Origin of the sequence: Roseburia sp. AM51-8 (assembly GCF_003478275.1) — a bacterium.
In the GTDB taxonomy this organism is placed as follows: Bacteria; Bacillota; Clostridia; order Lachnospirales; family Lachnospiraceae; genus Pararoseburia; species Pararoseburia lenta.
The window spans coordinates 17,127-43,723 of the sequence record NZ_QUEY01000006.1 but is presented as its reverse complement, the minus strand read 5'-3'; the positions used below and the strand labels follow the sequence as shown (position 1 = coordinate 43,723).

15 protein-coding genes, 1 other RNA gene and 6 pseudogenes are annotated in these 26,597 nt (G+C 45.8%); all 22 read left to right on the top strand.

Going from position 1 to position 26,597, the window contains the following annotated elements:
* Positions 1–57 precede the first annotated feature (57 nt).
* The 22 genes and pseudogenes from DW996_RS11625 to DW996_RS11515 all read left to right on the top strand — a co-directional run bounded on the left by DW996_RS11625 (position 58) and on the right by DW996_RS11515 (position 26,597).
* Positions 58–1,254, top strand: coding sequence for a phosphoglycerate kinase (locus DW996_RS11625; RefSeq protein WP_118281904.1), 1,197 nt, complete (start codon positions 58–60; stop codon positions 1,252–1,254).
* 17 nt (positions 1,255–1,271) lie between these two features.
* Positions 1,272–2,024 carry a triose-phosphate isomerase gene (tpiA, locus tag DW996_RS11620; protein WP_118535896.1) on the top strand — a complete coding sequence of 251 codons (753 nt, stop codon included), beginning with the start codon at positions 1,272–1,274 and terminating at the stop codon, positions 2,022–2,024.
* A gap of 160 nt (positions 2,025–2,184) precedes the next feature.
* Positions 2,185–3,312, top strand: coding sequence for a tetratricopeptide repeat protein (locus DW996_RS11615; protein ID WP_118535894.1), 1,128 nt, complete (start codon positions 2,185–2,187; stop codon positions 3,310–3,312).
* Positions 3,299–4,719 (top strand): annotated as a pseudogene (locus DW996_RS13495) (CapA family protein). Before DW996_RS11615 ends, DW996_RS13495 begins: the two are co-directional and overlap by 14 nt.
* Before the next feature lie 101 nt (positions 4,720–4,820).
* On the top strand, positions 4,821–6,362 hold the full coding sequence (gene gpmI / locus DW996_RS11600) for a 2,3-bisphosphoglycerate-independent phosphoglycerate mutase (RefSeq protein WP_118535888.1): 1,542 nt from the start codon (positions 4,821–4,823) through the stop codon (positions 6,360–6,362).
* Positions 6,363–6,416: 54 nt separating this feature from the next.
* Positions 6,417–7,298, top strand: a complete 882-nt coding sequence (locus DW996_RS11595; protein WP_118535886.1) for a phosphoribosylaminoimidazolesuccinocarboxamide synthase — start codon at positions 6,417–6,419, stop codon at positions 7,296–7,298.
* A gap of 13 nt (positions 7,299–7,311) precedes the next feature.
* A pseudogene (purF, locus tag DW996_RS11590) lies at positions 7,312–8,798 on the top strand (amidophosphoribosyltransferase).
* A 9-nt stretch (positions 8,799–8,807) separates the two neighbouring features.
* A pseudogene (gene purB / locus DW996_RS11585) lies at positions 8,808–10,258 on the top strand (adenylosuccinate lyase).
* A gap of 193 nt (positions 10,259–10,451) precedes the next feature.
* Positions 10,452–11,813, top strand: a complete 1,362-nt coding sequence (gdhA, locus tag DW996_RS11580; RefSeq protein WP_118535885.1) for an NADP-specific glutamate dehydrogenase — start codon at positions 10,452–10,454, stop codon at positions 11,811–11,813.
* Between the two features lie 168 nt (positions 11,814–11,981).
* Positions 11,982–12,224, top strand: a complete 243-nt coding sequence (gene secG, locus DW996_RS11575) for a preprotein translocase subunit SecG (protein WP_118281896.1) — start codon at positions 11,982–11,984, stop codon at positions 12,222–12,224.
* A 93-nt stretch (positions 12,225–12,317) separates the two neighbouring features.
* Positions 12,318–14,453, top strand: coding sequence for a ribonuclease R (rnr, locus tag DW996_RS11570; protein WP_118535883.1), 2,136 nt, complete (start codon positions 12,318–12,320; stop codon positions 14,451–14,453).
* Positions 14,446–14,910, top strand: a complete 465-nt coding sequence (gene smpB, locus DW996_RS11565; protein ID WP_118281894.1) for an SsrA-binding protein SmpB — start codon at positions 14,446–14,448, stop codon at positions 14,908–14,910. Before rnr ends, smpB begins: the two co-directional genes overlap by 8 nt.
* Before the next feature lie 125 nt (positions 14,911–15,035).
* Positions 15,036–15,381: a transfer-messenger RNA gene (gene ssrA / locus DW996_RS11560) on the top strand.
* Positions 15,382–15,587: 206 nt separating this feature from the next.
* A complete protein-coding gene (locus tag DW996_RS11555) occupies positions 15,588–16,535 on the top strand; it encodes an ion transporter (RefSeq protein WP_118535882.1) in 948 nt (315 codons plus the stop codon).
* Positions 16,536–16,696: 161 nt separating this feature from the next.
* Positions 16,697–18,472 carry a Na/Pi cotransporter family protein gene (locus tag DW996_RS11550; protein WP_118535926.1) on the top strand — a complete coding sequence of 592 codons (1,776 nt, stop codon included), beginning with the start codon at positions 16,697–16,699 and terminating at the stop codon, positions 18,470–18,472.
* Positions 18,473–18,708: 236 nt separating this feature from the next.
* Positions 18,709–20,291, top strand: a pseudogene (gene asnB / locus DW996_RS11545) (asparagine synthase B).
* A gap of 29 nt (positions 20,292–20,320) precedes the next feature.
* A pseudogene (locus DW996_RS14925) lies at positions 20,321–22,416 on the top strand (glutamine synthetase III family protein).
* Between the two features lie 100 nt (positions 22,417–22,516).
* Positions 22,517–24,324: pseudogene (locus tag DW996_RS11535) on the top strand (ammonium transporter).
* A gap of 74 nt (positions 24,325–24,398) precedes the next feature.
* Positions 24,399–25,247 (top strand): HD domain-containing protein, encoded by an 849-nt coding sequence (locus DW996_RS11530; RefSeq protein WP_243098772.1) that lies wholly within the window; start codon positions 24,399–24,401, stop codon positions 25,245–25,247.
* 45 nt (positions 25,248–25,292) lie between these two features.
* Positions 25,293–25,538 (top strand): hypothetical protein, encoded by a 246-nt coding sequence (locus DW996_RS11525; protein WP_147403384.1) that lies wholly within the window; start codon positions 25,293–25,295, stop codon positions 25,536–25,538.
* A gap of 8 nt (positions 25,539–25,546) precedes the next feature.
* Entirely contained in the window at positions 25,547–26,299 is a 753-nt protein-coding gene (locus tag DW996_RS11520) for an AzlC family ABC transporter permease (protein ID WP_118535878.1), read from the top strand.
* A complete protein-coding gene (locus tag DW996_RS11515; RefSeq protein ID WP_118282686.1) occupies positions 26,289–26,597 on the top strand; it encodes an AzlD domain-containing protein in 309 nt (102 codons plus the stop codon). Before DW996_RS11520 ends, DW996_RS11515 begins: the two co-directional genes overlap by 11 nt.

Genomic DNA, 26,597 nt, shown 5'->3' with positions numbered 1-26,597 from the left:
GGGGTCCGGTCGTTGGGACCGGACCTCTTTTTTATTAAAAGACTGGAGGATTTAATCATGGGATTAAATAAAAAATCAATCGATGACATCAATGTAAAGGGTCTGCGCGTTCTTTGCAGATGCGACTTTAATGTGCCTCTTATTGATGGCAAGATCACAGATGAGAACCGTCTGGTACAGGCACTTCCTACCATCAAGAAACTGGTTGCTGACGGTGGCAAGGTGATCCTTTGTTCACATCTTGGCAAGCCAAAGGGAGAGCCGGTTCCGGAACTTTCTTTAGCACCGGTTGCTAAGAGACTTACAGAACTCTTAGGACAGGAAGTAAAATTCGCAGCAGATCCGGAAGTTGTAGGACCAAATGCTAAGGCTGCTGTAGAAGCAATGAAAGATGGCGACATCATCTTACTTGAGAACACAAGATACCGTGCAGAGGAGACCAAGAACGGAGACGAGTTCTCTAAGGATCTGGCATCCCTTTGTGATGTATTTGTAAATGATGCATTCGGTACAGCGCACAGAGCACATTGCTCAAATGTTGGTGTGACAAAGTATGTTGACACCGCAGTTGTTGGTTACTTGATGCAGAAAGAGATCGATTTCCTCGGAAACGCAGTAGAGAATCCGGTTCGTCCGTTCGTTGCTATCCTTGGTGGAGCAAAGGTTTCTTCTAAGATTTCTGTTATCGAGAACCTCCTTGACAAGGTAGATACTTTGATCATTGGCGGTGGTATGGCATATACCTTTATGGCTGCACATGGCGAGCCTGTAGGAAAGTCTCTTCTCGAGAAGGATTACATGGAGTATGCACTTCAGATGGAAGAAAAGGCAAAGGAAAAAGGCGTTAAACTTTTGATCCCTATCGATACCGTTGTAGGTGATGACTTCAAGAACGACTGCAACTTCAAGGTTGTAGAACGTGGAGAGATCCCGGACGACATGGAAGGTATGGATATCGGACCTAAGACATGCAAACTCTTTACCGATGCGATCAAAGATGCAAAGACTGTTGTTTGGAACGGACCAATGGGATGTTTTGAAATGCCAAACTTTGCAAAGGGAACGATCGCTATTTGTGAAGCACTTGCAAATATCGATGGAACAACCATTATCGGTGGTGGTGACTCTGCATCCGCAGCAAACAACCTTGGCTACGGCGACAAGATGACACATATCTCTACCGGTGGCGGCGCATCTTTGGAATTCTTAGAGGGTAAGGAACTTCCTGGTGTAGCAGCAGCAAACGATAAATAAGAAAAGGGGTTATTATAATGGCAAGAACAAAGATTATTGCAGGCAACTGGAAAATGAACAAGACTCCAAGCGAGGCAGTTGCTTTGATCAACGAATTAAAGCCGTTAGTAGCGAATGATGACGTAGATGTAGTATTTTGTGTACCGGCAATTGATATCATTCCTGCAGTTGAGGCTGCAAAGGGAACCAATATCCACATTGGTGCAGAAAATATGTATTTTGAGGAGAGTGGCGCTTACACAGGCGAGATCGCTCCAAACATGCTTACAGATGCAGGCGTAGAGTACGTGGTACTCGGACACTCAGAGAGAAGAGAATACTTCGCTGAGACAGACGAGACTGTAAACAAGAAGGTTTTAAAGGCATTTGAACATGGTTTGACACCGATCATCTGCTGTGGTGAGACTTTGACCCAGAGAAAACAGGGTATCTACATTGAATGGATCCGTATGCAGATCAAGATCGCATTCCAGAATGTCACAGCAGATCAGGCAAAGAAGGCAGTCATTGCTTATGAGCCAATCTGGGCAATCGGAACAGGCGAGACCGCAACAAGCGATCAGGCAGAAGAAGTATGCGGCGCAATCAGAAAATGCATCGCAGAAGTATATGATGAGGCTACAGCAGAAGCAATCCGCATCCAGTATGGCGGATCTGTAAATGCAGGCAATGCTGCAGAACTTTTTGCAAAGCCTGACATTGATGGCGGACTTGTCGGCGGTGCTTCTTTGAAGGCAGATTTTGGCAAGATCGTAAATTATAATGCATAATGGCATCGTTACAACTGCTATTGTAACTCTAGGAGACATCCAATTCTGGATGTCTCCTTTTTCTCTTGTGACACTTCTTTATATATGCTAAAATAAGCCGTGGTTAGGTGCGTATGGATCGAAAAGAAATGCGTATTTTTGACAGGAGGAATAGATACAAATGAAGCGTGGACTTGTTATAGGACTTATACTTACCGCCTGCTTACTGGCAGGATGCGGCAAAACAGATAAAAAAGAGACTAAGGAGACCGTCAAAGAAGTGGCAAAACAGGAAGTCTCCGACTACAGCCAGTTGTCGATCAAGGAATTGGAAGTGCTGGGTGCAGATAACGATGAAGAAGCCATGATGGAACTGGCAAATCGTTATGATTATGGCAGTGAGGACTGCGAACAGGATTTTACAGAGGCAAAAAAGTGGTATGAATCCGCAGGAGAAGTGGGAAATACCGATGCACTTTGTGTACTGGGATATTATGCCCTCAACGGTATTGCGCAGGATGTGGATCTGGACCAGGCAGCAGACTATTTCCAGACGGCGATCGATGCCGGAAGTGAGCGGGCATATGTAGGCTTGGCGCGCACATATCTGGCTGGTTATGAGGATGAGGCAGACAGACCTGCCAAGGCATATGAAAATATCAATCTTGCCTACCAAAAGGGCATTCCGGTAGGGCAGTATTATATGGCTTATCTTTTAGAGAACGGTATCGGTTGTGCGCAGGATTATGCACAGGCGATGAGCATATATGAGCAGGTGGCAGAACTCAAAGACCTTACCATCTATGACGCTTATCTTCCAAATGCTGCGGCGACGGATCTTGGCATGATGTATATGCGTGGTGAGGGCGTGGCACAGGATTATGAGGAAGCCATGAAGTGTTTCAAGACAGCGGCAGGCAAAGATTATGCCATGGCACAGTATTATATGGGACAGATGTTTGAAAACGGTTTTGGCTGCGATCAGGATTATAAGGAAGCCTTACAGTGGTATCAGAGCGCCGCAGATCAGGACTATGCTCCGGCTTTGAACCAGATCGGCTACCTTTACTATAATGGATTTGGCGTGGAAACAGATATTGATCAGGCAATCTATTATCAGAAACTGGCTGCTATGCAGGGTTATGCGGTTGCACAGATCAATTTGGGATATTTGTTTGAAAACGGTATTGGAGTAGAGCAGAACTACAGCACGGCACTGGCATACTATCGCATGGCGGCAGATCAGGATAATGAGGGTGCCAAGGAAGCAGTCGTGCGTGTGCTCAAACTGATGGATGAAAAAGAGTAAGAATTACGTGGGCATCGTGGCGGCGGTCTTTGTGATCGCCATGATCGCTTTGGTCTGGTATCTGCTCTTTGGGGCAGACTTTATCCGGCGTGCACAAAAGTCCGACGGACAGGAAGAGAAGCAGGAGGAGACCACGGAAAAGGAAGAACTTTTAAACATTTCCAACGTGGATCAGGCCTATGATGCCATACTCAACAAAAGTACAAAAGAATTTATAGGAAACCATCCGATCGACGAGGAGTTTCTTTCCTGGTTCACCGGCAACTATGGTATAGAGCAGTTGGAAAAGATCGCTTCTTATGCCCAGTTGGACGATGGAGAGATTTGGTACGAAATCACAGGGAACAGTATCCATGTTTTGTGGTATGATTATTGTATGGAGACTGGGATCCAGCAGTATGCCTATGACAAGACGTATGTTAAAGAGTGTCAGGATGCAGATCGTATCGTGCTGGATTTTACCGGTGATTTTTCTCTGGCTGAGGGCGTGGGGACGACAGACTATTATCACAGTGTGGGGGATGATATCACCAAATGCCTGGGGGCAGATCTGCGTCAGGAAATGCTCAATGCAGATATCATGACCATCAACAACGAGTTTGTCTACTCGACACGTGGACAGGCACTGGCGGGAAAAGCCTATACCTTCCGCGGAGATCCAAAGACCTGCCAGAACCTCGTGCTCCTGGGCGTAGATGTCGCGGGACTTGCCAACAATCATGTCTATGACTTTGGAGAGAATGCCTTTTTGGATACCTTAGATACCTTAAAGGCGCAGAATATCCCTTATATCGGTGCCGGCAGGAACCTGGAGGAGGCATCGGAGCCGATCTTTTTCATTGCAAACGGCAAGAAGATCGCCATCGTGGCGGCGACCCAGATCGAGCGGAGCACCAAATACACCAAGGAAGCGACCGAGGACAGTCCCGGAGTCCTAAAGACTTTGGACTCGGCGAAATATGTAGCCAGATCGCAAAGGCAAAGCAAAATGCCGATTATGTGATCTGCTATGTGCATTGGGGCACGGAACACACACATCAATACGGCAGTGACCAGGTCAAACTGGCAAAAGATTTTGTGGCGGCAGGAGCGGATGCCATCATAGGCGCTCATCCGCACTGTTTGCAGGGGGCAGACATCATGGATGGTGTTCCGGTCTTTTACAGTCTGGGAAATTTCTATTTTTCGCAGGAAGCAGAAATGCCGGATGATTATGATACTGCCATGGCACAGATCATCATTGATGATTCCGGGACACTGAGTGCAAGACTCCTGCCGTGTCATTTTTCGGGAGGAAATCTGGAACTGGTATCCGACCCGGAAAAATACCGCCAGATCCTTGCTGATGTAGAAGGATATTCGGACCAGATAGCTTTTGATGGTGACGGCTATCTACTTGTCCATTAGTTCAAGTGTAAAGTGCATGTTTTTTAGTTATTGTGTCCATTGATTTTTACCATGAAATCGGGATAGAATAAATATAATTTCAGAGAAAAGAGGAAAAGAGAATGAGCAAGAAGCCAGTTGTTTTAATGATCTTAGATGGATTTGGTCTGAATGACAGACACGAAGCAAATGCCGTATATGAGGCAAATACACCAAATATCGATAGTTTGATGCAGAACTATCCTTATGTTAAGGGAAATGCCAGCGGACTTGCGGTTGGACTCCCGGACGGACAGATGGGAAACTCTGAGGTAGGACACCTGAATATGGGCGCAGGACGTATCGTATATCAGGAACTGACCCGTATTACCAAAGAAATCGAGGACGGAGATTTCTTCCAGAATGAGGCTTTGAAAAAAGCAATGGAGAATGCTAAGGCAAAGGATTCTGCCCTTCATTTATTCGGACTTTTATCAGATGGTGGTGTGCACAGCCACATTACCCATTTATATGGATTGCTCGAGATGGCAAAGCGCGAGGGCTTGAGCAAGGTTTATGTCCATGGATTTATGGACGGCCGTGACACAGCACCGACCAGTGGTATTGAGTATGTCAAGGCTTTAGAAGAGGAGATGGCAAAGATCGGTGTCGGTAAGATCGCCAGTCTTTCCGGTCGTTATTATGCCATGGATCGTGACAATCGTTGGGATCGTGTGGAAAAGGCCTACCGTGTACTTACTCTTGGCGAGGGCAATACAGCAAGCGATGCTGTCAGTGCTATGCAGGCATCCTATGATGATGGCAAGACGGATGAGTTTGTGATCCCGACCGTGATCACAGAAGATGGTCAGGCGATCGGCAAGGTATCCGCAGATGACAGCGTGATCTTCTTTAACTTCCGCCCGGATCGTGCGAGAGAGATCACAAGAGCCTTCTGCAGTGATGATTTTGACGGATTTGACAGAGGTCAGCGTCTGCCGCTTACCTATGTATGCTTTACCGAGTATGATGTGACAATCCCGAATAAGGAGATCGCTTTCCACAAGGTAGAGTTACACAATACTTTCGGCGAATTTTTAGCAGCACATGGAAAGACCCAGGCAAGAATTGCCGAGACAGAAAAGTATGCGCATGTTACTTTCTTCTTCAACGGTGGTGTAGAGGAGCCGAACCCGGGCGAAGACCGCATCCTTGTAAAGTCTCCAAAGGTTGCAACTTATGATCTTCAGCCGGAAATGAGTGCTTATGAAGTATGTGACAAATTATGTGATGCGATCACTTCTGACAAATATGATGTGATCATCATCAATTTTGCAAATCCGGACATGGTAGGTCATACCGGCGTTGAGGCAGCAGCCATCAAAGCGGTAGAAGCCGTTGACTCCTGTGTGGGACGTGCAGTAGAAGCCTTGAAGTCTGTAGACGGCACCATGTTCATCTGTGCAGATCATGGTAACTGCGAGCAGTTAGTAAACTACGAGACAGGTGAGCCGCTGACCGCACACACGACCAATCCGGTACCATTCATCCTGGTAAACGCAGATCCTTCCTATGGTCTTCGTGAAAATGGATGCTTAGCAGATATCATTCCGACCCTCATCGAACTGATGGGTATGGAACAGCCGGAAGAAATGACAGGCAAGTCACTTTTGATCAAAAAGTAAGATCCGCCTGTATTTTGCAGGCGTATATCATAAAAGCATAAATAATTAAGGATAATGGAGGAAAGACAAATGAAACCAATGAAAGAAGGCAAGGTCCGCGAAGTTTACGATAATGGTGACAGCATCATCATGGTAGCCACCGATCGTATCTCTGCATTTGACGTGATCTTAAAGAACAAGATCGTAGACAAGGGAGCGATCCTGACACAGATGTCCAAGTTCTGGTTCGATTACACCAGGGATATCGTTCCAAACCACATGATCTCAGTGGATGTGAAAGATATGCCGGAGTTCTTCCAGAATAAGGAATATGAAGGAAAGAGCATGATGTGTAAAAAGTTGCAGATGATTCCGATCGAATGTATCGTCCGTGGTTACATCACAGGAAGCGGCTGGGCTAGTTATCAGGAGAACGGCACAGTATGCGGCATCACCCTTCCGGTTGGTTTACAGGAGTCTGAAAAATTGCCGGAACCGATCTATACACCGTCAACAAAGGCTGAGATCGGTCTGCATGATGAAAATATTTCTTACGAACAGTCTGTAGAAGTATTGGAAAAGGCTTTCCCGGGCAAGGGAGAGGAATATGCTTCCAAGATCAAGGAATATACACTTGCACTTTACAAGAAATGTGCAGACTATGCACTTACCAAGGGCATCATCATTGCAGATACCAAGTTTGAGTTTGGTCTGGATGAGGATGGCAATGTCGTTTTGGCTGATGAGATGCTGACACCGGATTCTTCCAGATTCTGGCCATTGGAGTGCTATCAGGCAGGACAGGGACAGCCTTCTTTTGACAAGCAGTTTGTAAGAAACTGGTTAAAGGCAAATCCGGACAGCGATTATCTGCTTCCCCAGGATGTCATTGACAAGACCATCGCAAAATACAAAGAAGCATTTGAAATGCTGACAGGAAAGAAATTTGGAGCGTAGACAGGAGATGCAGATGACGACAACAGATTCAAATAAGGCTATGCCGTTTGAAGGACTGCATGAAGAATGTGGTGTCTTTGGCATGTATGATTTTGACGGCGGTGACGTGGCTTCCTCTATTTACTATGGCTTGTTTGCCTTACAGCACAGGGGACAGGAAAGCTGCGGTATTGCCGTTAGTGAGACGAGCGGACCAAAGGGCAAGGTCACTTCTTATAAGGGGATGGGACTTGTCAATGAGGTTTTTGACGGCGAGACCTTGGAAAAGATGCGGGGTGACATTGGTGTAGGACATGTCCGTTATTCGACCGCAGGAGAGTCCACCAGAGAAAATGCACAGCCTCTCGTTTTAAATTATGTCAAGGGAACGCTGGCGCTGGCACACAATGGAAATCTGATCAATGCCAAGGAATTAAAAAAGGATCTGGAATATACCGGAGCCATTTTCCAGACAACGATCGACTCCGAGGTCATTGCCTATCATATTGCCAGAGAGCGCTTGCAGTCTAAGACTGCAGAGGAGGCAGTACGCCGCGCCTGCATGAAGTTAAAAGGTGCCTATGCACTTGTTGTGGCTTCTCCACGAAAACTGATCGGTGCCAGAGATCCTTTCGGCTTTAAGCCACTTTGCATCGGTAAGCGTGACAATGCTTATATCTTAGCATCCGAGACTTGTGCGCTGGATACCATCGGTGCCGAATTTGTCCGTGATGTCTTACCGGGCGAAGTTGTTACAATCACACCGGAAAAGGGCATTGAGTCCGATATGGAAATGGCACTTCCAAAAGAAAAAGAAGCCAGATGTATTTTTGAATATATTTATTTTGCAAGACCGGACAGTCATATTGACGGGGTCAGCGTTTATGGCAGCCGTATCAAGGCGGGCAAGTTCCTTGCCATGGACTCACCGGTTGAAGCAGACTTGGTTACCGGCGTACCGGAGTCGGGCAATGCGGCAGCCTGGGCTATTCCTTACAGTCCGGGATCCCTTACGGAACTGCTTTTGTCAAAAACGGTTATGTGGGACGTACCTTTATCAAACCAAAGCAGAGCAGTCGTGAATCCAGTGTGCGTATCAAGTTAAATGTCTTAAAGGAAGCCGTTGCAGGCAAACGAGTCGTCATGATCGATGACTCCATCGTGCGTGGAACGACATCAGACCGTATTGTGCGTATGCTGCGTGAGGCAGGTGCGACGGAAGTGCATGTGCGCATTAGTTCACCACCATTCCTCTGGCCATGTTATTTTGGAACGGATATTCCGGAAAGAGAGCAATTGATTGCTTATAATCGTTCTATCGAAGATATCCGAAAGATTATTGGTGCAGATTCTCTTGGATATCTTGGCATGGAGCGCCTGGATGAGATGGTGGAAGGTCTGTCGATCTGTCGGGGATGCTTTAACGGCAAGTATCCGATGGAGCCGCCGAAGGAAGATATCCGTGGTGAATATTTTGACAAAGAGATCGATATGGCAAAGAAATTGGAACGCAATTTATAGGAGGAGAGTATGAGTACAGATCGTTACAGTAGCCCACTTTCAGAGAGATATGCCAGCAGGGAAATGCAGTATATCTTTTCTCAGGATAAAAAGTCTCCACATGGAGAAAACTCTGGATCGCACTTGCTGAGACAGAGATGGAATTAGGACTGAGCCAGGACGGCAAGCCGGTCATCACACAGGATATGATCGATGAGATGAAAGCACATGTCGACGACATCAATTATGATGTGGCAAAGAAAAGAGAGGCAGAGGTTCGCCATGATGTTATGAGCCATGTCTACGCATATGGCAAACAGTGCCCGAAGGCAGCAGGCATCATCCATCTGGGAGCGACTTCCTGCTATGTAGGTGATAACACCGATATTATCATCATGCGTGATGCACTTCTTCTGGTGCGCAAGAAACTGGTCAATGTCATTGCAGAATTGGCAAAGTTTGCAGATACCTATAAAGATATGCCGACCCTTGCTTTTACACATTTTCAGCCGGCACAGCCAACAACTGTTGGTAAGCGTGCGACACTCTGGTTAAATGAGTTCGTTATGGATCTGGAAGACCTGGATTATATTTTGTCTAGTTTAAAACTTTTGGGATCTAAGGGAACTACCGGTACACAGGCAAGTTTCTTGGAACTCTTCCAGGGAGATCAGGAGACTATCGACAAGATCGATCCGATGATCGCAAAGAAGATGGGCTTTGAGAAGTGCTATCCGGTCAGCGGACAGACATATTCCCGCAAGGTGGATACCAGAGTCTGCAATATCTTGGCAGGCATTGCGGCATCTGCACACAAGATGAGCAACGATATTCGTCTGCTTCAGCACTTAAAAGAAGTAGAGGAGCCATTTGAAAAGAGCCAGATCGGTTCATCTGCCATGGCATACAAGCGCAATCCGATGCGTAGCGAGCGTATCGCATCCTTATCACGTTATATCATTATTGATGCCTTGAATCCGGCGATCACATCTGCAACCCAGTGGTTTGAAAGAACTTTGGATGATTCTGCTAATAAGAGACTTTCTATTGCAGAGGGATTTTTGGCATGTGACGGTGTCTTAGATCTTTGCCTGAATGTTGTGGATGGTCTTGTGGTCTATCCAAAGGTCATCGAAAAGAGACTGCGCAGTGAACTGCCATTTATGGCAACCGAGAACATCATGATGGATGCGGTAAAGAATGGCGGCAACCGTCAGGATCTGCATGAAAAGATCAGAACCCTTTCCATGGAAGCAGGAAAGACGGTCAAGGTAGAGGGCAAGGATAATAACCTCTTAGAATTGATCGCAGCAGATGATGAGTTCCCGATGGGCTTAGAGGAACTGGAAGCAACCATGCAGCCGGACAAGTACGTTGGACGCGCACCTCGTCAGGTAGTCAAATATTTAGAAGAAGTCATCCAGCCGATCCTGGATGAAAATAAAGATGTTCTCGGTGTAAAGGCTGAGATCAACGTCTGATCAGAATGCAGGAACTTCCTGTGCAATTATGCACGGGAGGTTTTTTTTGCATATTTTTATCGCGGGAAAAATCAAAAAATGCAAGTTAAAAATTTTAATTATGCATTGCACTTCAACGCGATAAAGTATATAATGTCACTAGATTTTGTGAGAACAAGGTCGGAAAGAAGTTTTGAGTAGGAGGACACAATCAATGAAATTCGAGAGTAGTTATTTGCAGAGAGTGTATGACGGACTTGAGAGCCGTAACGCAGAGCAGAAAGAATTTTTGCAGGCAGTGGCAGAAGTTCTGGAATCTTTGGAGCCTGTTGTGGCAGCCAATCCGGAATTGGAGAGATGGGGCATCATCGAGCGTATCGTTGAGCCGGAGCGTATTATCCAGTTCAGAGTATCTTGGGTAGATGACAATGGCAAGGTTCAGGTCAACCGTGGATACAGAGTACAGTTCAACTCTGCAATCGGACCATACAAGGGAGGTCTTAGACTTCATCCATCCGTAAACCTTTCTGTTATTAAGTTCCTTGGATTTGAGCAGATCTTCAAGAACAGCCTGACAACACTTCCGATCGGCGGTGGCAAGGGTGGTTCTGACTTCGATCCTAAGGGCAAGTCAGACATGGAGATCATGAGATTCTGCCAGGCATTTATGACAGAACTTGAGAAGCATATTGGTGCTGATACAGACGTTCCAGCCGGAGATATCGGTGTTGGCGGACGTGAGATCGGATTTATGTATGGTCAGTACAAGAGACTGCGCAACGAATTTACCGGCGTACTTACAGGAAAGGGACTTACTTACGGTGGTTCTCTTGCTCGTACCGAAGCAACCGGTTATGGACTCTGTTATTATACACAGGAGGCATTAAAGAGTCTCAGAAATACAGACTTTAACGGCAAGACAGTCGCAGTTTCCGGTGCAGGAAATGTTGCTATCTACGCTATCCAGAAGGCATATCAGTTAGGCGGTAAGCCAGTGACATGTTCTGATTCTACCGGTTGGATCTATGATCCGGAAGGAATCGATGTAGACCTTTTGAAGGAAGTAAAGGAAGTAAAGCGTGCTCGTTTGACAGAGTATGCTGCTGCACGGCCATCTGCTGAATATCATGAGAAGAAGAACGGAGAGCATGGTGTTTGGTCAGTGAAGTGTGATATCGCGCTTCCTTGTGCAACACAGAACGAATTGGATGAAAACGATGCTAAGATGCTGATCGACAATGGCGTTCTTGCTGTATGTGAAGGTGCAAACATGCCTTCTACACCAGCCGCTATTGAGGCACTTAAGAAGGCTGGCGTCCTCTTTGGACCGGCAAAGGCCGCAAACGCAGGTGGTGTTGCAACATCAGCACTTGAGATGAGCCAGAACTCTGAGAGATTACATTGGACATTTGAAGAAGTTGACGAGAAGTTACAGCACATCATGACCGGTATCGTACACAACTCACTCGATGCTGCTGCAAAGTACGGCCTAGACGGAGATCTGGTTGCCGGTGCTAATATCGCAGGCTTTGAAAAGGTTGCAGATGCTATGATCGCACAGGGTGTTGCTTACTAAAATATAGCATTTTCAGAGGCGTTCCTTTTGAACAAAGGGACGTCTCTTTTTTTCTCCTTTCATTCGGGCGGTCTATAAAAAACTCTTGCGTATAAGGTATGACTGTGTTATACTTTGTTAAGTTGTGACGAATGGCTCGTAGTTACGGGCTTACATTAGGAGGTTCTCATGGAAGTATTAAAGACAATTCTTATGATTGCATTTATTATTATATGTTTGGCTATTATCGTGATTATTCTGATGCAGGAAGGTAAGTCAGCAGGTCTTGGTTCTTTGAGCGGACAGACATCTGAGACATACTGGAGCAAGAATAAGGGACATTCCAAAGAGGGAATGCTTGTCAAGATCACCAGTGTTCTTGTTTTATTATTCTTTGTGCTTGCCGCAGTTTTGAATATCGGAAGTTTTTAATCATAGGTATGTGAGCCATCGTGGAAACGGTGGCTTTTTTCTTTATGAAAAGAGTGAGGACGGGGCATCCTAGTGATGTCAGGGAGATTGGATATGAACGAGAAAAAATTGGAAGAACGCAAAAAAATGATATATGGTCTTTTGTGCGATGAACTTTATGTTCCTATGCGCACCAAAGAGATCGCTATGCTTTTAGATATCCCAAAGAGCAAACGTCAGGATCTACAGGAAGTGCTGGATGCTCTGGTCGAGGAGGGCAAAGCCCAGGTATCAAAAAAGGGCAAGTACCAGAAGGCAGAAAAAGTGGTAAAAGAGGGGGCTTTTATCAGCCATGCCAAGGGCTTTGGCTTTGTTTGTGTGGAGGATGAGGGTGAGGACTACTATATCCCGGAGGAATATGTCGGAAATGCTTTTCATGGTGATCAGGTGCGGATCGAACTTTTGCCACCGTCTAAGGGAAAGCGCAGAGAGGCTAAGATCATAGAGGTCTTGTCCCATGATATTTCGACGGTCGTCGGAACGTATGAAAAGTCAAAAAATTATGGCTTTGTCATATCGGACAATGCAAGGATCACGCAGGACATCTTTATCCCGCAGGGGAAGGACATGCATGCGGTGGACGGACATAAGGTGGTCTGTCAGATCACGAGTTATGGCAAAAAGAACCGCAACCCGGAGGGCGTGATCACGGAGATCTTAGGGCACCGTAACGATCCGGGCGTAGATATTATGTCGATCGTACGTGGCTTTGACCTGCCGACGGAATTCCCGGAAAAGGTCTTAAATCAGGCGACGCGTGTGGCGAATGAGGTGTCGGAAGCCGATCGTGCCGGAAGACTGGATCTGCGCGGGGTTACCATGGTGACCATTGACGGAGAAGATGCCAAGGATCTGGACGATGCCATTTCCATCTGCCACAAAGGCGACGGTTACGAACTGGGCGTGCATATTGCCGATGTGTCAAATTATGTGCAGGAGCGGAGTGCCCTGGATGAGGAGGCGAAAAAGCGCGGCACCAGTGTCTATCTGGTAGACCGTGTTATCCCTATGCTGCCGCATACACTTTCCAATGGGATCTGTTCCTTAAATGCTGGGGAAGACCGTCTGGCACTTTCTTGTATCATGACACTGGATGCCAAGGGAAATGTGATCGATCATACGATCGCGGAAACGGTTGTCAATATTGATGCGCGTATGTCTTATACATCGGTCAAGAAGATCCTGGTGGACAAGGATCCGGCGGAATGTAAAAAGTATCAGGACTTGGTGCCGATGTTTGCCCTGATGGAAGAATTATCCGGTCTGATTCGCAAGAAGCGTATGCAGCGGGGATCCATTGATTTTGATTTTCCGGAGACAAAGATCGTTCTGGATGCGCAGGGACATGCTGTGGATGTGATGCCTTATGAGCGCAATGTGGCAACCAAGATCATTGAAGATTTTATGCTGATTGCCAATGAGACGGTCGCAGAGCATTTTTATTGGCAGGAGATCCCGTTTTTGTATCGTACTCATGCAACGCCGGATGGCGAGAAGATCCGTAAACTGGCTACCTTTATCGGAAATTTTGGCTATACGATCAAGGGTGGCGCGGATGAGGTGCATCCGAAAGAATTGCAAAAACTGTTGGGTAAAATCCAGGGGACACCGGAGGAAGATTTTATTTCAAGACTAACGCTGCGGTCTATGCAACAGGCAAAATATACGGTAGAATGTACAGGACACTTTGGATTGGCGGCAGATTATTATTGCCATTTTACCTCGCCGATCCGCCGATATCCGGATCTGCAGATCCATCGTATCATTAAGGAAACCTTGCGTGGCAGATATAATGAGACAAGACGGGAACACTATGAATCGCTGTTGCCGGTCATTGCAACAGAGACCAGTCGGCTGGAGCGCCGGGCAGACGAGGTGGAGCGGGAGGTAGACAAGTTAAAGAAAGTAGAATACATGAGCCGACATATCGGAGAGACCTTCGAGGGTATTGTTTCCAGTGTGACCGGATGGGGGCTTTATGTGGAACTGCCAAATACCATTGAGGGGCTCGTGCATATCTCTACGATCCGGGGGGACTATTATCAGTTTGTAGAAGAAACTTATGAACTTGTCGGAGAGCGCACAAATCGACATTATAAACTGGGGCAGCGTGTTAAAGTTGTGGTAGACGACTGCGATACCATGGCGCGCACGATCGACTTTGTTTTGGCGGAGGATGAAGATGAGTAAAGAGAGCAAGAAACTCATAGCAAACAATAAAAAGGCATATCACGAGTATTTTCTGGAAGAAAAATATGAGGCAGGCATCGCGCTGCATGGCACAGAGGTCAAGTCGCTTCGTATGGGAAAATGTAGCATCAAAGAGGCATTTGTGCGGATCGAGAATGATGAGGTGATCATTTACCAGATGCATATTTCTCCCTATGAAAAGGGGAATATCTTTAACCGGGATCCGTTGCGTCCCAAGAAACTTTTGATGCACAAGGCAGAGATCAATAAGTTAAAAGCCAAGATCGCCGAGAAAGGTTATACCTTAGTGCCGGTGGAGGTCTATTTCAAGGGCAGTCTTGTCAAGGTTGAGATCGCGCTGGCAAAGGGTAAGAAACTCTATGATAAGCGTGCAGATATTGCCAAAAAGGATATGCGCCGTGAAGCGGAACGCGATTTCAAGGTGCGCAATCTTTAGCATATGGGAAATGTAACTCTAGAAAATGACAAGTTGACTTGAAAAAAAGCCATAACTTGTTATAATATATCTGTTCCGAGTCACCGATGTCTATAGTAGGAGGCTTGGAAGTTACAAGTGAATATGGGCTAGTAAAGGTTTCGACAGGGATTATGAAGCTGGAGAAGCGAGTCGTATGGTAATGCGTTAAATGGCCAAATTAAAATTAAACGCTGAAGATAATAATTTAGCATACGCTGCCTAATTTGGCAGTAGTCTGACCTAGTGCACTCACACATTAGGACCCAGGCTTCGACTATGTGAGAAACGACATGGACTAAGCTTTGCGTCCATGGGCGTATCATGAAGCTACTAAAACCGCAAGGGTGTTTGTTCCCGGGCGGCAGAGGGAATGTCAAAGAACAAACTACACTCGTAGAAGGACAGGGGATTGGTTTTTGGACACGGGTTCGACTCCCGTCTAGTCCACTCTAAAAGCTTGAGTTTTCAAGGCTTTTTTATTTTTATGACATATCCTGTGTCATATTATGAACTCCCCATTGAACAGCATTTACAAAAGGTATCTGTAAATACTGCGGAGCAGGTAGAACCGGAGTTTGAAGAGAGAGCACCAAAAATGTAGCGTGCCAACAGCCGGCACAAAATGGAAAATGTAAGAAAAGATACAGGTGGATCATATGAAAGAAAAAGTCTTTAACATCATCCAGATCGGGGATAAAAGTAATCGCATCAGCCGGGCGTTTGACGTCTTTATCACGATCACCATTTTTGCAAATATCGCAGTGACTGTCTTACTGACTTTTCAGGAATTGGCGGCATTTTTTTTCGTATTTCATATCATAGAATGGATCACTCTGCTTATCTTTTGTGTAGAGTATGCACTGCGCATTTGGACGGCAGATTATCTTTATCCGGACAAGAGCGAATTGCGGTCTCGCCTGCATTTTCTGATATCTTTTGATGGAATTGTGGACTTGCTTACCATCATTCCGGCATTTTTCCTTTCCGGCATGGTAATCTTCCGCATGCTCCGCGTGGCGCGTATTTTCCATCTGTTCCGTCTGAATGCCAGATACGACTCTTTCAATGTGATCACCACTGTTTTATATGAAAAAAGAAATCAGATCATATCCTCGGTATTTATCGTGCTGATCCTCATGCTTGCTAGCAGTCTTTGCATGTATAGTGTGGAACATGCAGCGCAGCCGGAGGTCTTTCGCAATGCCTTTAGCGGTATGTGGTGGAGCATGAGTACCCTGCTTACGGTAGGCTATGGGGACATTTATCCCATCACGACTTTAGGGCGTGTCATGGCGATCGTGATCGCCTATCTTGGGGTAGGTGTTGTTGCCATCCCGACCGGTATCATCAGTGCAGGTTTTGTGGAGCAGTATCATAGAAAGAGCAGTATTTCAGACTGGGGCAGGGAAGATATCAAAGAGATCGCAGAGGTCATGGTGGATTCCCGTCTGGCAGGAAAATGTCTGGAAGATGTGGAGGAAGAGGGAAATACCAAGGTCTACCTGATCCTGCGGGATAGCCTGTCCATTCTGCCACAAAAAGATACAGAACTGCAACTGGGGGATGTCCTGATCTTAAGGGACGAGACTATAGATGAAAACTAACCATTTGTGGTATAGGACATGCGTGGGGAATAATCCATACTTTAGATAGATTTTACATGGATTTTACTTGAATTTCACATACAAATCTTATACAGTGTAATTGTGTGTGTAAAAATATTTTACATAGAATTTTTGACAATACTATATAAGAGGAGATAATGATGGACATTTTTAGCGTGTTATCCATGATAGGTGGTCTTGCCATGTTCCTGTATGGAATGGAGACCATGGGAGATGGACTTGCCAAGACGGCAGGTGGTAAATTGGAACACATCTTAGAGAAATTGACATCTACACCGATCAAAGGTGTACTTTTAGGTGCTGCAGTTACGGCAGTCATTCAGTCGTCATCCGCAACGACGGTCATGGTCGTCGGATTCGTAAACTCCGGTATTATGAAACTGTCACAGGCAGTTGGTATCATCATGGGTGCCAATATCGGTACGACGGTCACATCCTGGATTGTCAGTCTATCCGGCATCGAGAGTAGCAATATTGTTTTACAATTCTTAAAGCCGACATCTTTTTGCCCGATCTTAGCACTGATCGGTATCATCCTTCTGATGTTTACTAAGGATGAAAAGAAGCATGATATCGGTGGTATCTTGCTGGGATTTGCTGTCCTGATGTTTGGAATGGATACCATGTCAAATGCGGTAAAACCGTTGGCAGATGTCCCGGAATTCACCAGCATCCTGACCATGTTTTCCAATCCGGTACTTGGTATGATCGCCGGTGCCGTCCTTACGGCAGTGATCCAATCTTCTTCGGCATCCGTTGGTATTTTGCAGGCACTTTGTGCTACCGGCAGCGTTACCTTCGGTACAGCACTTCCGATCATCATGGGACAGAATATCGGTACTTGTATCACGGCATTGATCTCTGCAATCGGAGCAAAGAAGAATGCCAAGCGTGCGGCTTTTGTCCACTTATACTTTAATATTATTGGCACGATCCTTTTTATGGTCGTATTTTACACTTTGAATGCATTTATGCATTTTGCCTTCTTGGGAACCGAGGCCAATGCGGCAGGGATCGCAGTGATCCACAGTGTGTTTAACGTGGTCGCTACGGTATGCCTGCTTCCGTTCCATCGACTTCTGGAAAAATTGGCTACCATTACTGTTCGTGGAAATGATGATGATGAGGAGGACGAGGAGATGGAAGGACTTCCATCCGAACTTGCTCTTTTGGACGAGCGTTTTCTTGAGAAGCCGGCATTCGCCGTTGGACACTGTGTGACAGTTGCTCGCAAGATGGCAGAACTCACCGAGGAATGTTTAGTCCTTTCTACCGATCTTTTGGAACAATATGATAAAAAGACGGCAAAGAGGGTGGCAAGTTTAGAGAGCCAGATCGATACCTTTGAGGATATGCTTGGCACCTATATGATCAAATTATCTGCAAAGCCGCTCAGCGTCGCAGATAACCAGACCATTTCTACGATCCTGCATTGCAGTGGCAATTTTGAGCGGATCTCCGATCATGCCATGAATATCTGTGAAACGGCGCAGGATATGAAAAAAAAGGAACTGGTATTTTCCGACAAGGCAAAGGAAGAATTGCAGATTTACATCCGCGCCCTGCAAAAGATCGTTTCTATGACCATGCAGGCATTTAATACAGACGATTATGAACTGGCAAAGCACGTAGAGCCTTTGGAGGACGTGATCGACGGTATCAACGACAAGGCAAAGAAGCATCATATCAAGCGCTTGCAGAAGGGCAAGTGTACGATCGCACTTTCCGTACCGTTTGAAGATCTGCTGACCAACTTTGAGCGTGTATCTGACCATTGTTCCAATGTTGCCGTATGTATGATCCAGACCAGGGATGATGTCTATGATACCCATGAGTATCTGGACACCCTCAAGGAGAACAACACACCGGAATTCCGTGCTATGTATGACGAGTACAAGGCAGAATATGGTCTATAAGGAATAGAATATGGCAAAAACTTACAAAAAGTGACAATGAATTTTGTATATGTCAGTTATTTTGTATAAATTGTATACAATTTTAAATTTTTTATTGACATCGCCAAAGACAATGACTATGATGTAAATAAATTCAGATGGCAAAGGCGCCACAGATTAGTTTTAAGACTGATCTGTGGCGCCTTCTTTTTTTACAAAAATCCAGGCAGCGCTGGAAAGGGAAGGAGACAAGAAATATGTGTTCAATTATGGCATTGGCAAAAAAGCATATTTCCATGGAGGAATTTCAAATGCATTTTGCCAAGACGACTTCAAGAGGACCGGATATGAGCCGGGTAGAGATCGTCGGAGATTCGGTCTTAGGATTTCAGAGATTGGCGATCATGGGACTTAACGAAAGTGGTATGCAGCCATTTTCCCTGCATGGAAATTATGTCGTATGTAACGGCGAGTTATATGGTTTTCGTCAGGAAAAGGAAATCCTGGAAAATGAGGGATACACTTTCTTGAGTGATTCGGATTGTGAGATCATCCTTCCTATGTATGAAAAATACGGCGTGGAAATGTTTGAACGACTGGATGCGGAATTTGCAATGATCATCTACGATGCAAAGAAAGATGATCTGATCGCGGCAAGAGATCCCATTGGTATCCGCCCTTTGTTTTATGCATATGATAGCGAAGGCTCGATCATGTTTGCCAGTGAAGCAAAAAATCTGATCGGCTTATCCGATAAGGTCATGCCATTTCCACCGGGACATTATTATGAGGATGGCAAGTTCATCTGTTACAAAGATCTTTCCAAGCGACAGACCTACAGCAGTGATGATCTGGAAACGGCATGTAAGAAGATCAAAGAACTTTTGGTCAAGGGCGTAGAAAAGAGACTGGATGCAGATGCACCGGTCGGATTCCTTTTGAGCGGTGGTTTGGATTCATCTTTGGTCTGTGCCATTTCACAGAAGATCTTGGGAAAGCCGATCAAGACTTTTGCGATCGGGATGAACGAGGATGCAATCGATCTGAAATATGCAAAGGAAGTTGCAGATTATCTGCATAGTGACCATCACGAGATCATCATTAACAAAGACATTGTTCTTTCTTCCTTAGAAGAAGTGGTAAGGATCCTGGGAACTTTTGATATCACGACCATACGAGCAAGCATGGGCATGTATCTGATCTGCAAAGCCATCCACGAAGAGACGGATGTGCGGGTGCTTCTTACCGGTGAGATCTCAGATGAGATCTTCGGTTACAAATATACGGATTTCGCACCGGATGCCGAGAGTTTTCAGGAGGAAGCGGAAAAGAGACTGCGGGAGTTATACATGTATGATGTGCTTCGTGCAGACCGTTGCATTTCCGTAAATTCCATGGAAGCCAGAGTTCCTTTTGGAGATCTTGATTTTGTCAGATATGTGATGAGCATTGATCCAAAACTCAAGATGAACACCTACAACAAAGGAAAATACCTTCTCAGACATGCGTTTGAGGATGACGATTACCTCCCTTACGATATCCTCTTTCGAGAGAAGGCAGCATTTTCTGAAGCGGTAGGACATTCCATGGTGGACTACATCAAGGAATATGCAAACGGTCTTTATAGCGATGAGGAGTATGAGGAGAAAAGAAAGAAATATACACACGCAAGACCTTTTACAAAGGAATCCTTTCTTTATAGAGAATTGTTTGAAAAATATTATCCGGATCAGGCGGATATGATCGTCGATTTCTGGATGCCGAATAAAAATTGGGAAAACTGTGATGTCAATGATCCATCTGCCGTGTTCTTAAGAACTATGGACAGAGTGGTTGTTAAATAAGAAAAGAGAGTAGGAGGACAGCATTATGACAAAGAATGTACCAGAGTTATTTGGAAGTATGGTCTTTAACGACGAAGTGATGAAGGAGCGCTTGCCAAAGGACATTTATAAGGCATTGCAAAAAACCATCGCAGATGGCTTGCATTTACAACTGGATGTGGCAAATGTCGTTGCCGCAGCCATGAAAGATTGGGCGATTGAAAAAGGCGCAACACACTTTACCCATTGGTTCCAGCCAATGACAGGCGTGACCGCAGAAAAGCATGACAGTTTCATTTCCCCGGAACCGGGCGGAAAAGTCATTATGGAATTTTCCGGCAAGGAACTGGTAAAGGGAGAGCCGGATGCATCTTCTTTCCCGTCAGGCGGACTTCGTGCCACATTTGAGGCGAGAGGCTATACCGCATGGGATCCTACATCCTATGCGTTCATCAAGGACGATACACTTTGCATTCCGACCGCATTTTGCTCATACAGTGGAGAAGCATTGGATAAGAAGACACCACTTCTTAGATCCATGCAGGCTTTGGATAAGCAGGCAGTCCGTGTGCTTCGATTATTTGGAAATACAGACGTAAAACGCGTCATTACAACCGTAGGTCCGGAGCAGGAATATTTTCTGATAGACCAATCCGTATACGACAAGAGACCGGATTTGATTTATACCGGCAGAACCCTTTTCGGTGCAAAACCGCCAAAGGGACAGGAACTCGAAGATCATTATTTTGGTACGATCAAACCGAGAGTTTCTGAGTACATGAAAGAGTTAGACAAGGAGTTGTGGAAACTTGGTATTCTTGCAAAGACCAAGCATAACGAGGTCGCACCGGCTCAGCATGAGTTGGCACCGGTTTTCTCAACCACGAACATAGCAACGGATCATAACCAGCTTACGATGGAAATGATGAAAACAGTGGCAGGACGTCATGGAATGGCGTGTCTGTTGCATGAGAAACCTTTTGCCGGAGTCAATGGTTCCGGTAAGCACAACAACTGGTCTATATCAACGGATACCGGAGCCAACCTGCTTGAACCCGGTGCAACTCCTTCCCAAAACGCACAGTTCTTACTGTTTTTAACCGCTGTCATTAAAGCAGTAGACGATTATCAGGAATTGCTCCGGTTATCTGTTGCAAGTGCAGGAAACGATCATCGTCTGGGTGCCAATGAAGCACCACCAGCCATCATGTCTGTATTCTTAGGAGATGAATTGTCAGATGTTGTGGATTCGATCGAAAGGGCGTTGATTATCACGATAAAGAAAAGACACTCATGTCCATTGGAGCAACGGTTCTGCCGCATATTCCAAAGGATACGACCGATCGAAACAGAACTTCCCCATTTGCCTTCACAGGAAATAAGTTTGAGTTCCGTTCTTTAGGATCAACGGCATCTATTTCCGGACCGAACGTTATTTTAAATACCATCGTTGCTGAGTCCTTGTCGGAATTTGCCGATGAATTGGAAAAGGCAGAAGACTTTGACAGTGCACTGGATAAACTCCTTCGCAGAGAACTGGTAGCCCATAAGAGAATCATCTTTAACGGCAACGGTTATAGCGAGGAATGGGTAGAAGAGGCAGAAAGAAGAGGGCTTTCAAACTTGAAGTCAACCGTAGATGCCCTTCCGGTATTTATTCAGGATAAGACGATCGAACTCTTTACCAAGAATAAGGTATATACCGAGTCAGAGATCCGTTCCCGTTACGAGATCTTGTTGGAGAACTATTATAAGACCATCAATATCGAGGCAATGACACTGATCTCCATGACCAAGAAAGACATCATGGGAGCAGCCATAGAATATCAGTACACCTTGGCCGAGGTTTTTAATGCAAAACAGGCAACGGGCGTAGCCGTCACGGCTAAGACAGAAGAAAAAATGCTGGCAAAGGCAGCAAGTCTGACCGAAGCCTTAGCAGAGCGCTTAGACAAGTTGGAGGCAGATGTAGACAAGGTAGACGAATCCGCAGATGCACTTGAGATTGCTAAATACTACCGCGAGGTCATCTTTAGTGATATGAGCAGTCTGCGCGAGGTGATCGACGACTTGGAAGTTGTGATCCCATCCGACATCTGGCCATATCCGACCTACGGAGAGATGCTTTACAGTATCAAATAAAGAAAAAAGGAAAAAGTAAATGCACAAAGGCGTGCACGTTTTCGCAGGAAATTCTCGAAACGTGCACGCTTTTAAAATGTAATTAAAGGAGGATAACGTTATGACACAAGAGATTATGGATGCCATCAGTTCGCAGACCTTTGGAGTCTGGTTCTTGATCGGCGCAGCGTTAGTATTTTGGATGCAGGCAGGATTTGCCATGGTAGAGACTGGTTTTACCAGAGCAAAAAATGCCGGAAATATCATTATGAAGAACCTGATGGATTTTTGTATTGGTACAGTGATGTTCATCCTGATCGGTTTTTCGCTTTTACTGGGTGAAGATCTGGTAGGTATCATCGGAAAGCCGGGATTTGATATCTTCACCAACTATGCAAATTTTGACTGGTCAAACTTTGTATTTAACTTAGTATTCTGTGCTACGACGGCAACCATTGTTTCCGGCGCCATGGCAGAGAGAACAAAGTTCATTTCCTACTGTGTATATTCCGGTGTGATCTCAGCGATCATTTATCCGATCGAAGCACACTGGACATGGGGCGGCGGCTGGTTAGCCCAGTTGGGATTTCACGATTTCGCCGGTTCTAACTGTATCCATATGGTCGGTGGTATCTGTGCCCTCATTGGTGCAGCCATCTTAGGACCTCGAATTGGAAAGTTTACCAAGGATAAGGAAGGAAAGATTGTTAAAGTCAATGCTTTCCCTGGACACAGCATTCCACTGGGTGCCCTTGGTGTATTTATCCTCTGGCTCGGCTGGTATGGATTTAACGGCGCAGCAGCAACTTCTGTAGAAGAACTCGGCTCTATTTTCGTAACTACGACCATCGCTCCGGCGGTCGCAACCGTTGTTTGTATGATCTTTACGTGGATCAAGTATGGTAAGCCGGATGTATCTATGTGTCTGAACGCTTCTTTGGCAGGTCTGGTTGCCATTACCGCCGGGTGTGATGTAACAGATGCTTTTGGCTCTATCGTGATCGGTGCTGTTTCCGGTCTGCTCGTCGTCTTTGGTGTATGGCTTTGTGATTATGTACTGCATGTAGATGATCCGGTTGGTGCCGTTGCCGTACATTGCTTAAACGGTATTTGGGGGACGATCGCCGTTGGACTTTTCGCAACCGATACCGCACCTGCTTTTGCAAGAGGTCTGGGTGATGGCGTTACCTTTGGTGCAAACCAGATCGCCGGAAAAGGTTTATTCTATGGTGGTGGATTCAAGCAGTTGGGATTACAGTTGCTTGGTATGGGAACCACAGCACTCTATACAGCTGTTCTGATCACCATTACATTCCTGATCATTAAGGCGGTCATGGGACTTCGTGTTACAGAGGAAGAGGAGATCGTCGGCTTGGATGCAATGGAACATGGTCTTCCAAGTGCATATGCTGGATTTTCTATTACCGATACTTCTATGGCAATGGATGTCAACGAGAACACAGATCTTGGTGAGGGTGAGTACGATAAGGCATCTGATCTGCAAAAAGATACCGCAGTTCCGGTTGTTGCAGAAGCAGATGATCTGGATGCAAACGGTGTGCCGATCTTCAACACAGGTATGCATAAGATCGTTGTTATCGCAAAACTTTCCAAGTTTGATACCTTAAAGAAGGCAATGAACGATCTCGGCGTGACCGGTATGACGGTAACCCAGGTCATGGGCTGTGGCGTACAAAAGGGCGCCGGCGAATATTATCGTGGTGTTGAGATGGATGCAACCTTACTTCCTAAGATCAAGGTTGAGATCATTGTCAGCAAGATCCCGGTAACAACAGTGATCGAGGCAGCTAAGAAGGCACTTTACACCGGACATATCGGAGATGGTAAGATCTTCGTATATAACGTTCTTAAAGTTGTTAAGGTTCGTACCGGTGAGGAAGATATGCAGCCCTTCAGGATGTAGAATAGGGATTAGGAAAAAGAAAAAATAAAAAAAGATGTGATAAGACCTGCGTCATTTTACTTTGACGCAGGTTTTTGTTATGATAGAACAGGTTTGCAGAAAAGAAAGGCAGTATGGCATGAAAATAAGAGAAATCGCAGAGACAAAAAGAAAAGCAAAAGAATGGTTTGCATCTTATACGGCAGACTATGATATGGAAGATCCCAAGATCGCGCTCAAAGCAGTGCATACCTATCATGTGGCAGAACTATGTCAGACGATCGCTGAGAGTCTGGCACTAAATGAGGTCGAGTGCATGGCAGCCTGGCTGAGCGGACTTTTGCATGATGTCGGCAGATTTGAGCAGATCCGCAGATTCAACACGTTTTCGGATGCGGATTCCATTGACCATGCGCTTTTAAGTACAGAGATCTTATTTGGGACAAAGGAGGATGCTTCTTGTGGCAGGATCCGTCAGGTCATCTTAGATCCGTCGTGGGACATTTATCTTTATAAGGCGATCAAATATCACAGTGCCTACCGCCTGCCACCGGATTTATCCGAGATGGAAAAGACCTATTGCCAGATCCTTAGGGATGCAGATAAGATCGATATTTTCCGGGTCAATCTGGAAACACCTATGGAGGATATTTATAATACAACGACAGAGACCTTGAAGCAGGCAGAGGTGACCTCGGAGGTCTTGCAGGCATTTAAAGAGCGGCATGCCGTGCTTCGTGCCTTGAAAAAGACGCCGGTCGACAATGTGGTAGGACACATCAGTTTATATTATGAACTGGTCTATCCAAAGAGCCGCCAGATCGCCTTGAGCCAGGGCTACCTGCTGCGTTTGGCAGAATTTGCATCGGAAAATGAAAGGACAAGAAAAGTCTTTGAAGATATTCAGACACAGTTACAAGAGGATATAGAGAATGGAAGTAAAAAGTAAATTAAAAATTATATTGCGGCAAAACTGCGCCGTCTTCTGGCATCCATGAAACTGGGCGTGGCAGCCTTTGTCGGAGAGTTCGCATCCGGGGTGACGACCATGGTATTTAATTACCTCTTGCTTGCTCTGGTAGGCAATGTTGCTGTGGCGGCTTACGGCGTGATCGCAAATCTGGCCCTGGTCGGGGTGGCAATCTTTAACGGCATTTCCGGTGACGGAAGGCATATGCATGATCGCGACTTTGGGCGTTTTATCACATATGAAAAAACAGGCTATTTTATAAAAAGTTAGGAAGACAGATGAAAAAGACACAGAGTCAGTATTCTTTTGGACTTGCATCAAACAGAAAAATGTTTCGTAAGGGTATGACGGAGGGAATCCCGATCGCCATGGGCTATTTGGCTGTTTCCTTTTCCTTGGGGATCATGGCAAAAAGGGCAGGACTGAGTCCTTTTGCCGCTTTTTTGGCAAGTCTTTTTAATAACGCATCGGCGGGGGAGTATGCAGCATTTTCCCTTATCATGGTGGAGGCATCTTATGTAGAAGTCGCCATTATGACGTTTATCGCCAATGCCAGATATCTTTTGATGAGCATAGCCCTAAGCCAGAAGATCAAACCGGAGGCATCGATCGGACATCGCTTTTTGGTGGCATTTGATATCACCGACGAAATCTTTGCCTTATCGGTTTCGCAGCCGGGCTATTTGAATCCAAATTATACCTATGGCATCATTACGCTGGCACTTCCGGCATGGGCATTTGGCACCATGTTGGGCTGTCTGGCAGGCAGCATCCTGCCGGCGAGGATCGTCAGTGCCTTAAGTGTTGCCCTCTATGGTATGTTTTTAGCCATCATCATTCCGCCCGCAAAGAAGGATAAGGTGGTCTTGGGACTGATCGTCATCAGTTTTGCATCCTCTTATCTGGCGGGGATTTTGCCGGGGATCGCATCGATCTCAAGTGGAACGAGGACCATTCTTTTGACGCTGGTGATCTCTGCGGTCGCTGCGATCGTATTTCCACACAAGGAGGAGGCAGAGCATGCGTCATAATATCTATATTTATATACTCATCACAGCACTGGTTTCCTATGGCATCCGCATGCTTCCCATGGTGCTCTTGCGCAAGGAGATCAAAAGTCCCTTTATCAGATCCTTTCTATATTATGTGCCTTATGTGACCCTGGCGGTCATGACCTTTCCGGCAATGGTGGAAGCCACACAGAGTCCGGTCGCAGGTCTTCTGGCACTGATCTGTGGGATCTTGGTGGCATGGTTTCATGGGGGCTTGTTTGAGGTGGCAGTGGTCTGTTGTGCCATCACTTTTGTGGCAGAATTATTTTTAAAATAG

What these genes read in the sequence shown, in the direction of transcription:
- DW996_RS11625 (WP_118281904.1), top strand. Translation starts at nt 58, where the DNA reads ATGGGATTAAATAAAAAATCAATCGATGACATCAATGTAAAGGGTCTG.
- DW996_RS11595 (WP_118535886.1), top strand. Translation starts at nt 6,417, where the DNA reads ATGGAGGAAAGACAAATGAAACCAATGAAAGAAGGCAAGGTCCGCGAA.
- smpB (WP_118281894.1), top strand. Translation starts at nt 14,446, where the DNA reads ATGAGTAAAGAGAGCAAGAAACTCATAGCAAACAATAAAAAGGCATAT.
- DW996_RS11615 (WP_118535894.1), top strand. Translation starts at nt 2,185, where the DNA reads ATGAAGCGTGGACTTGTTATAGGACTTATACTTACCGCCTGCTTACTG.
- gdhA (WP_118535885.1), top strand. Translation starts at nt 10,452, where the DNA reads ATGAAATTCGAGAGTAGTTATTTGCAGAGAGTGTATGACGGACTTGAG.
- gpmI (WP_118535888.1), top strand. Translation starts at nt 4,821, where the DNA reads ATGAGCAAGAAGCCAGTTGTTTTAATGATCTTAGATGGATTTGGTCTG.
- DW996_RS11530 (WP_243098772.1), top strand. Translation starts at nt 24,399, where the DNA reads ATGATAGAACAGGTTTGCAGAAAAGAAAGGCAGTATGGCATGAAAATA.
- DW996_RS11515 (WP_118282686.1), top strand. Translation starts at nt 26,289, where the DNA reads ATGCGTCATAATATCTATATTTATATACTCATCACAGCACTGGTTTCC.
- DW996_RS11555 (WP_118535882.1), top strand. Translation starts at nt 15,588, where the DNA reads ATGAAAGAAAAAGTCTTTAACATCATCCAGATCGGGGATAAAAGTAAT.
- rnr (WP_118535883.1), top strand. Translation starts at nt 12,318, where the DNA reads ATGAACGAGAAAAAATTGGAAGAACGCAAAAAAATGATATATGGTCTT.
- secG (WP_118281896.1), top strand. Translation starts at nt 11,982, where the DNA reads ATGGAAGTATTAAAGACAATTCTTATGATTGCATTTATTATTATATGT.
- tpiA (WP_118535896.1), top strand. Translation starts at nt 1,272, where the DNA reads ATGGCAAGAACAAAGATTATTGCAGGCAACTGGAAAATGAACAAGACT.
- DW996_RS11520 (WP_118535878.1), top strand. Translation starts at nt 25,547, where the DNA reads ATGAAAAAGACACAGAGTCAGTATTCTTTTGGACTTGCATCAAACAGA.
- DW996_RS11550 (WP_118535926.1), top strand. Translation starts at nt 16,697, where the DNA reads ATGGACATTTTTAGCGTGTTATCCATGATAGGTGGTCTTGCCATGTTC.
- DW996_RS11525 (WP_147403384.1), top strand. Translation starts at nt 25,293, where the DNA reads ATGAAACTGGGCGTGGCAGCCTTTGTCGGAGAGTTCGCATCCGGGGTG.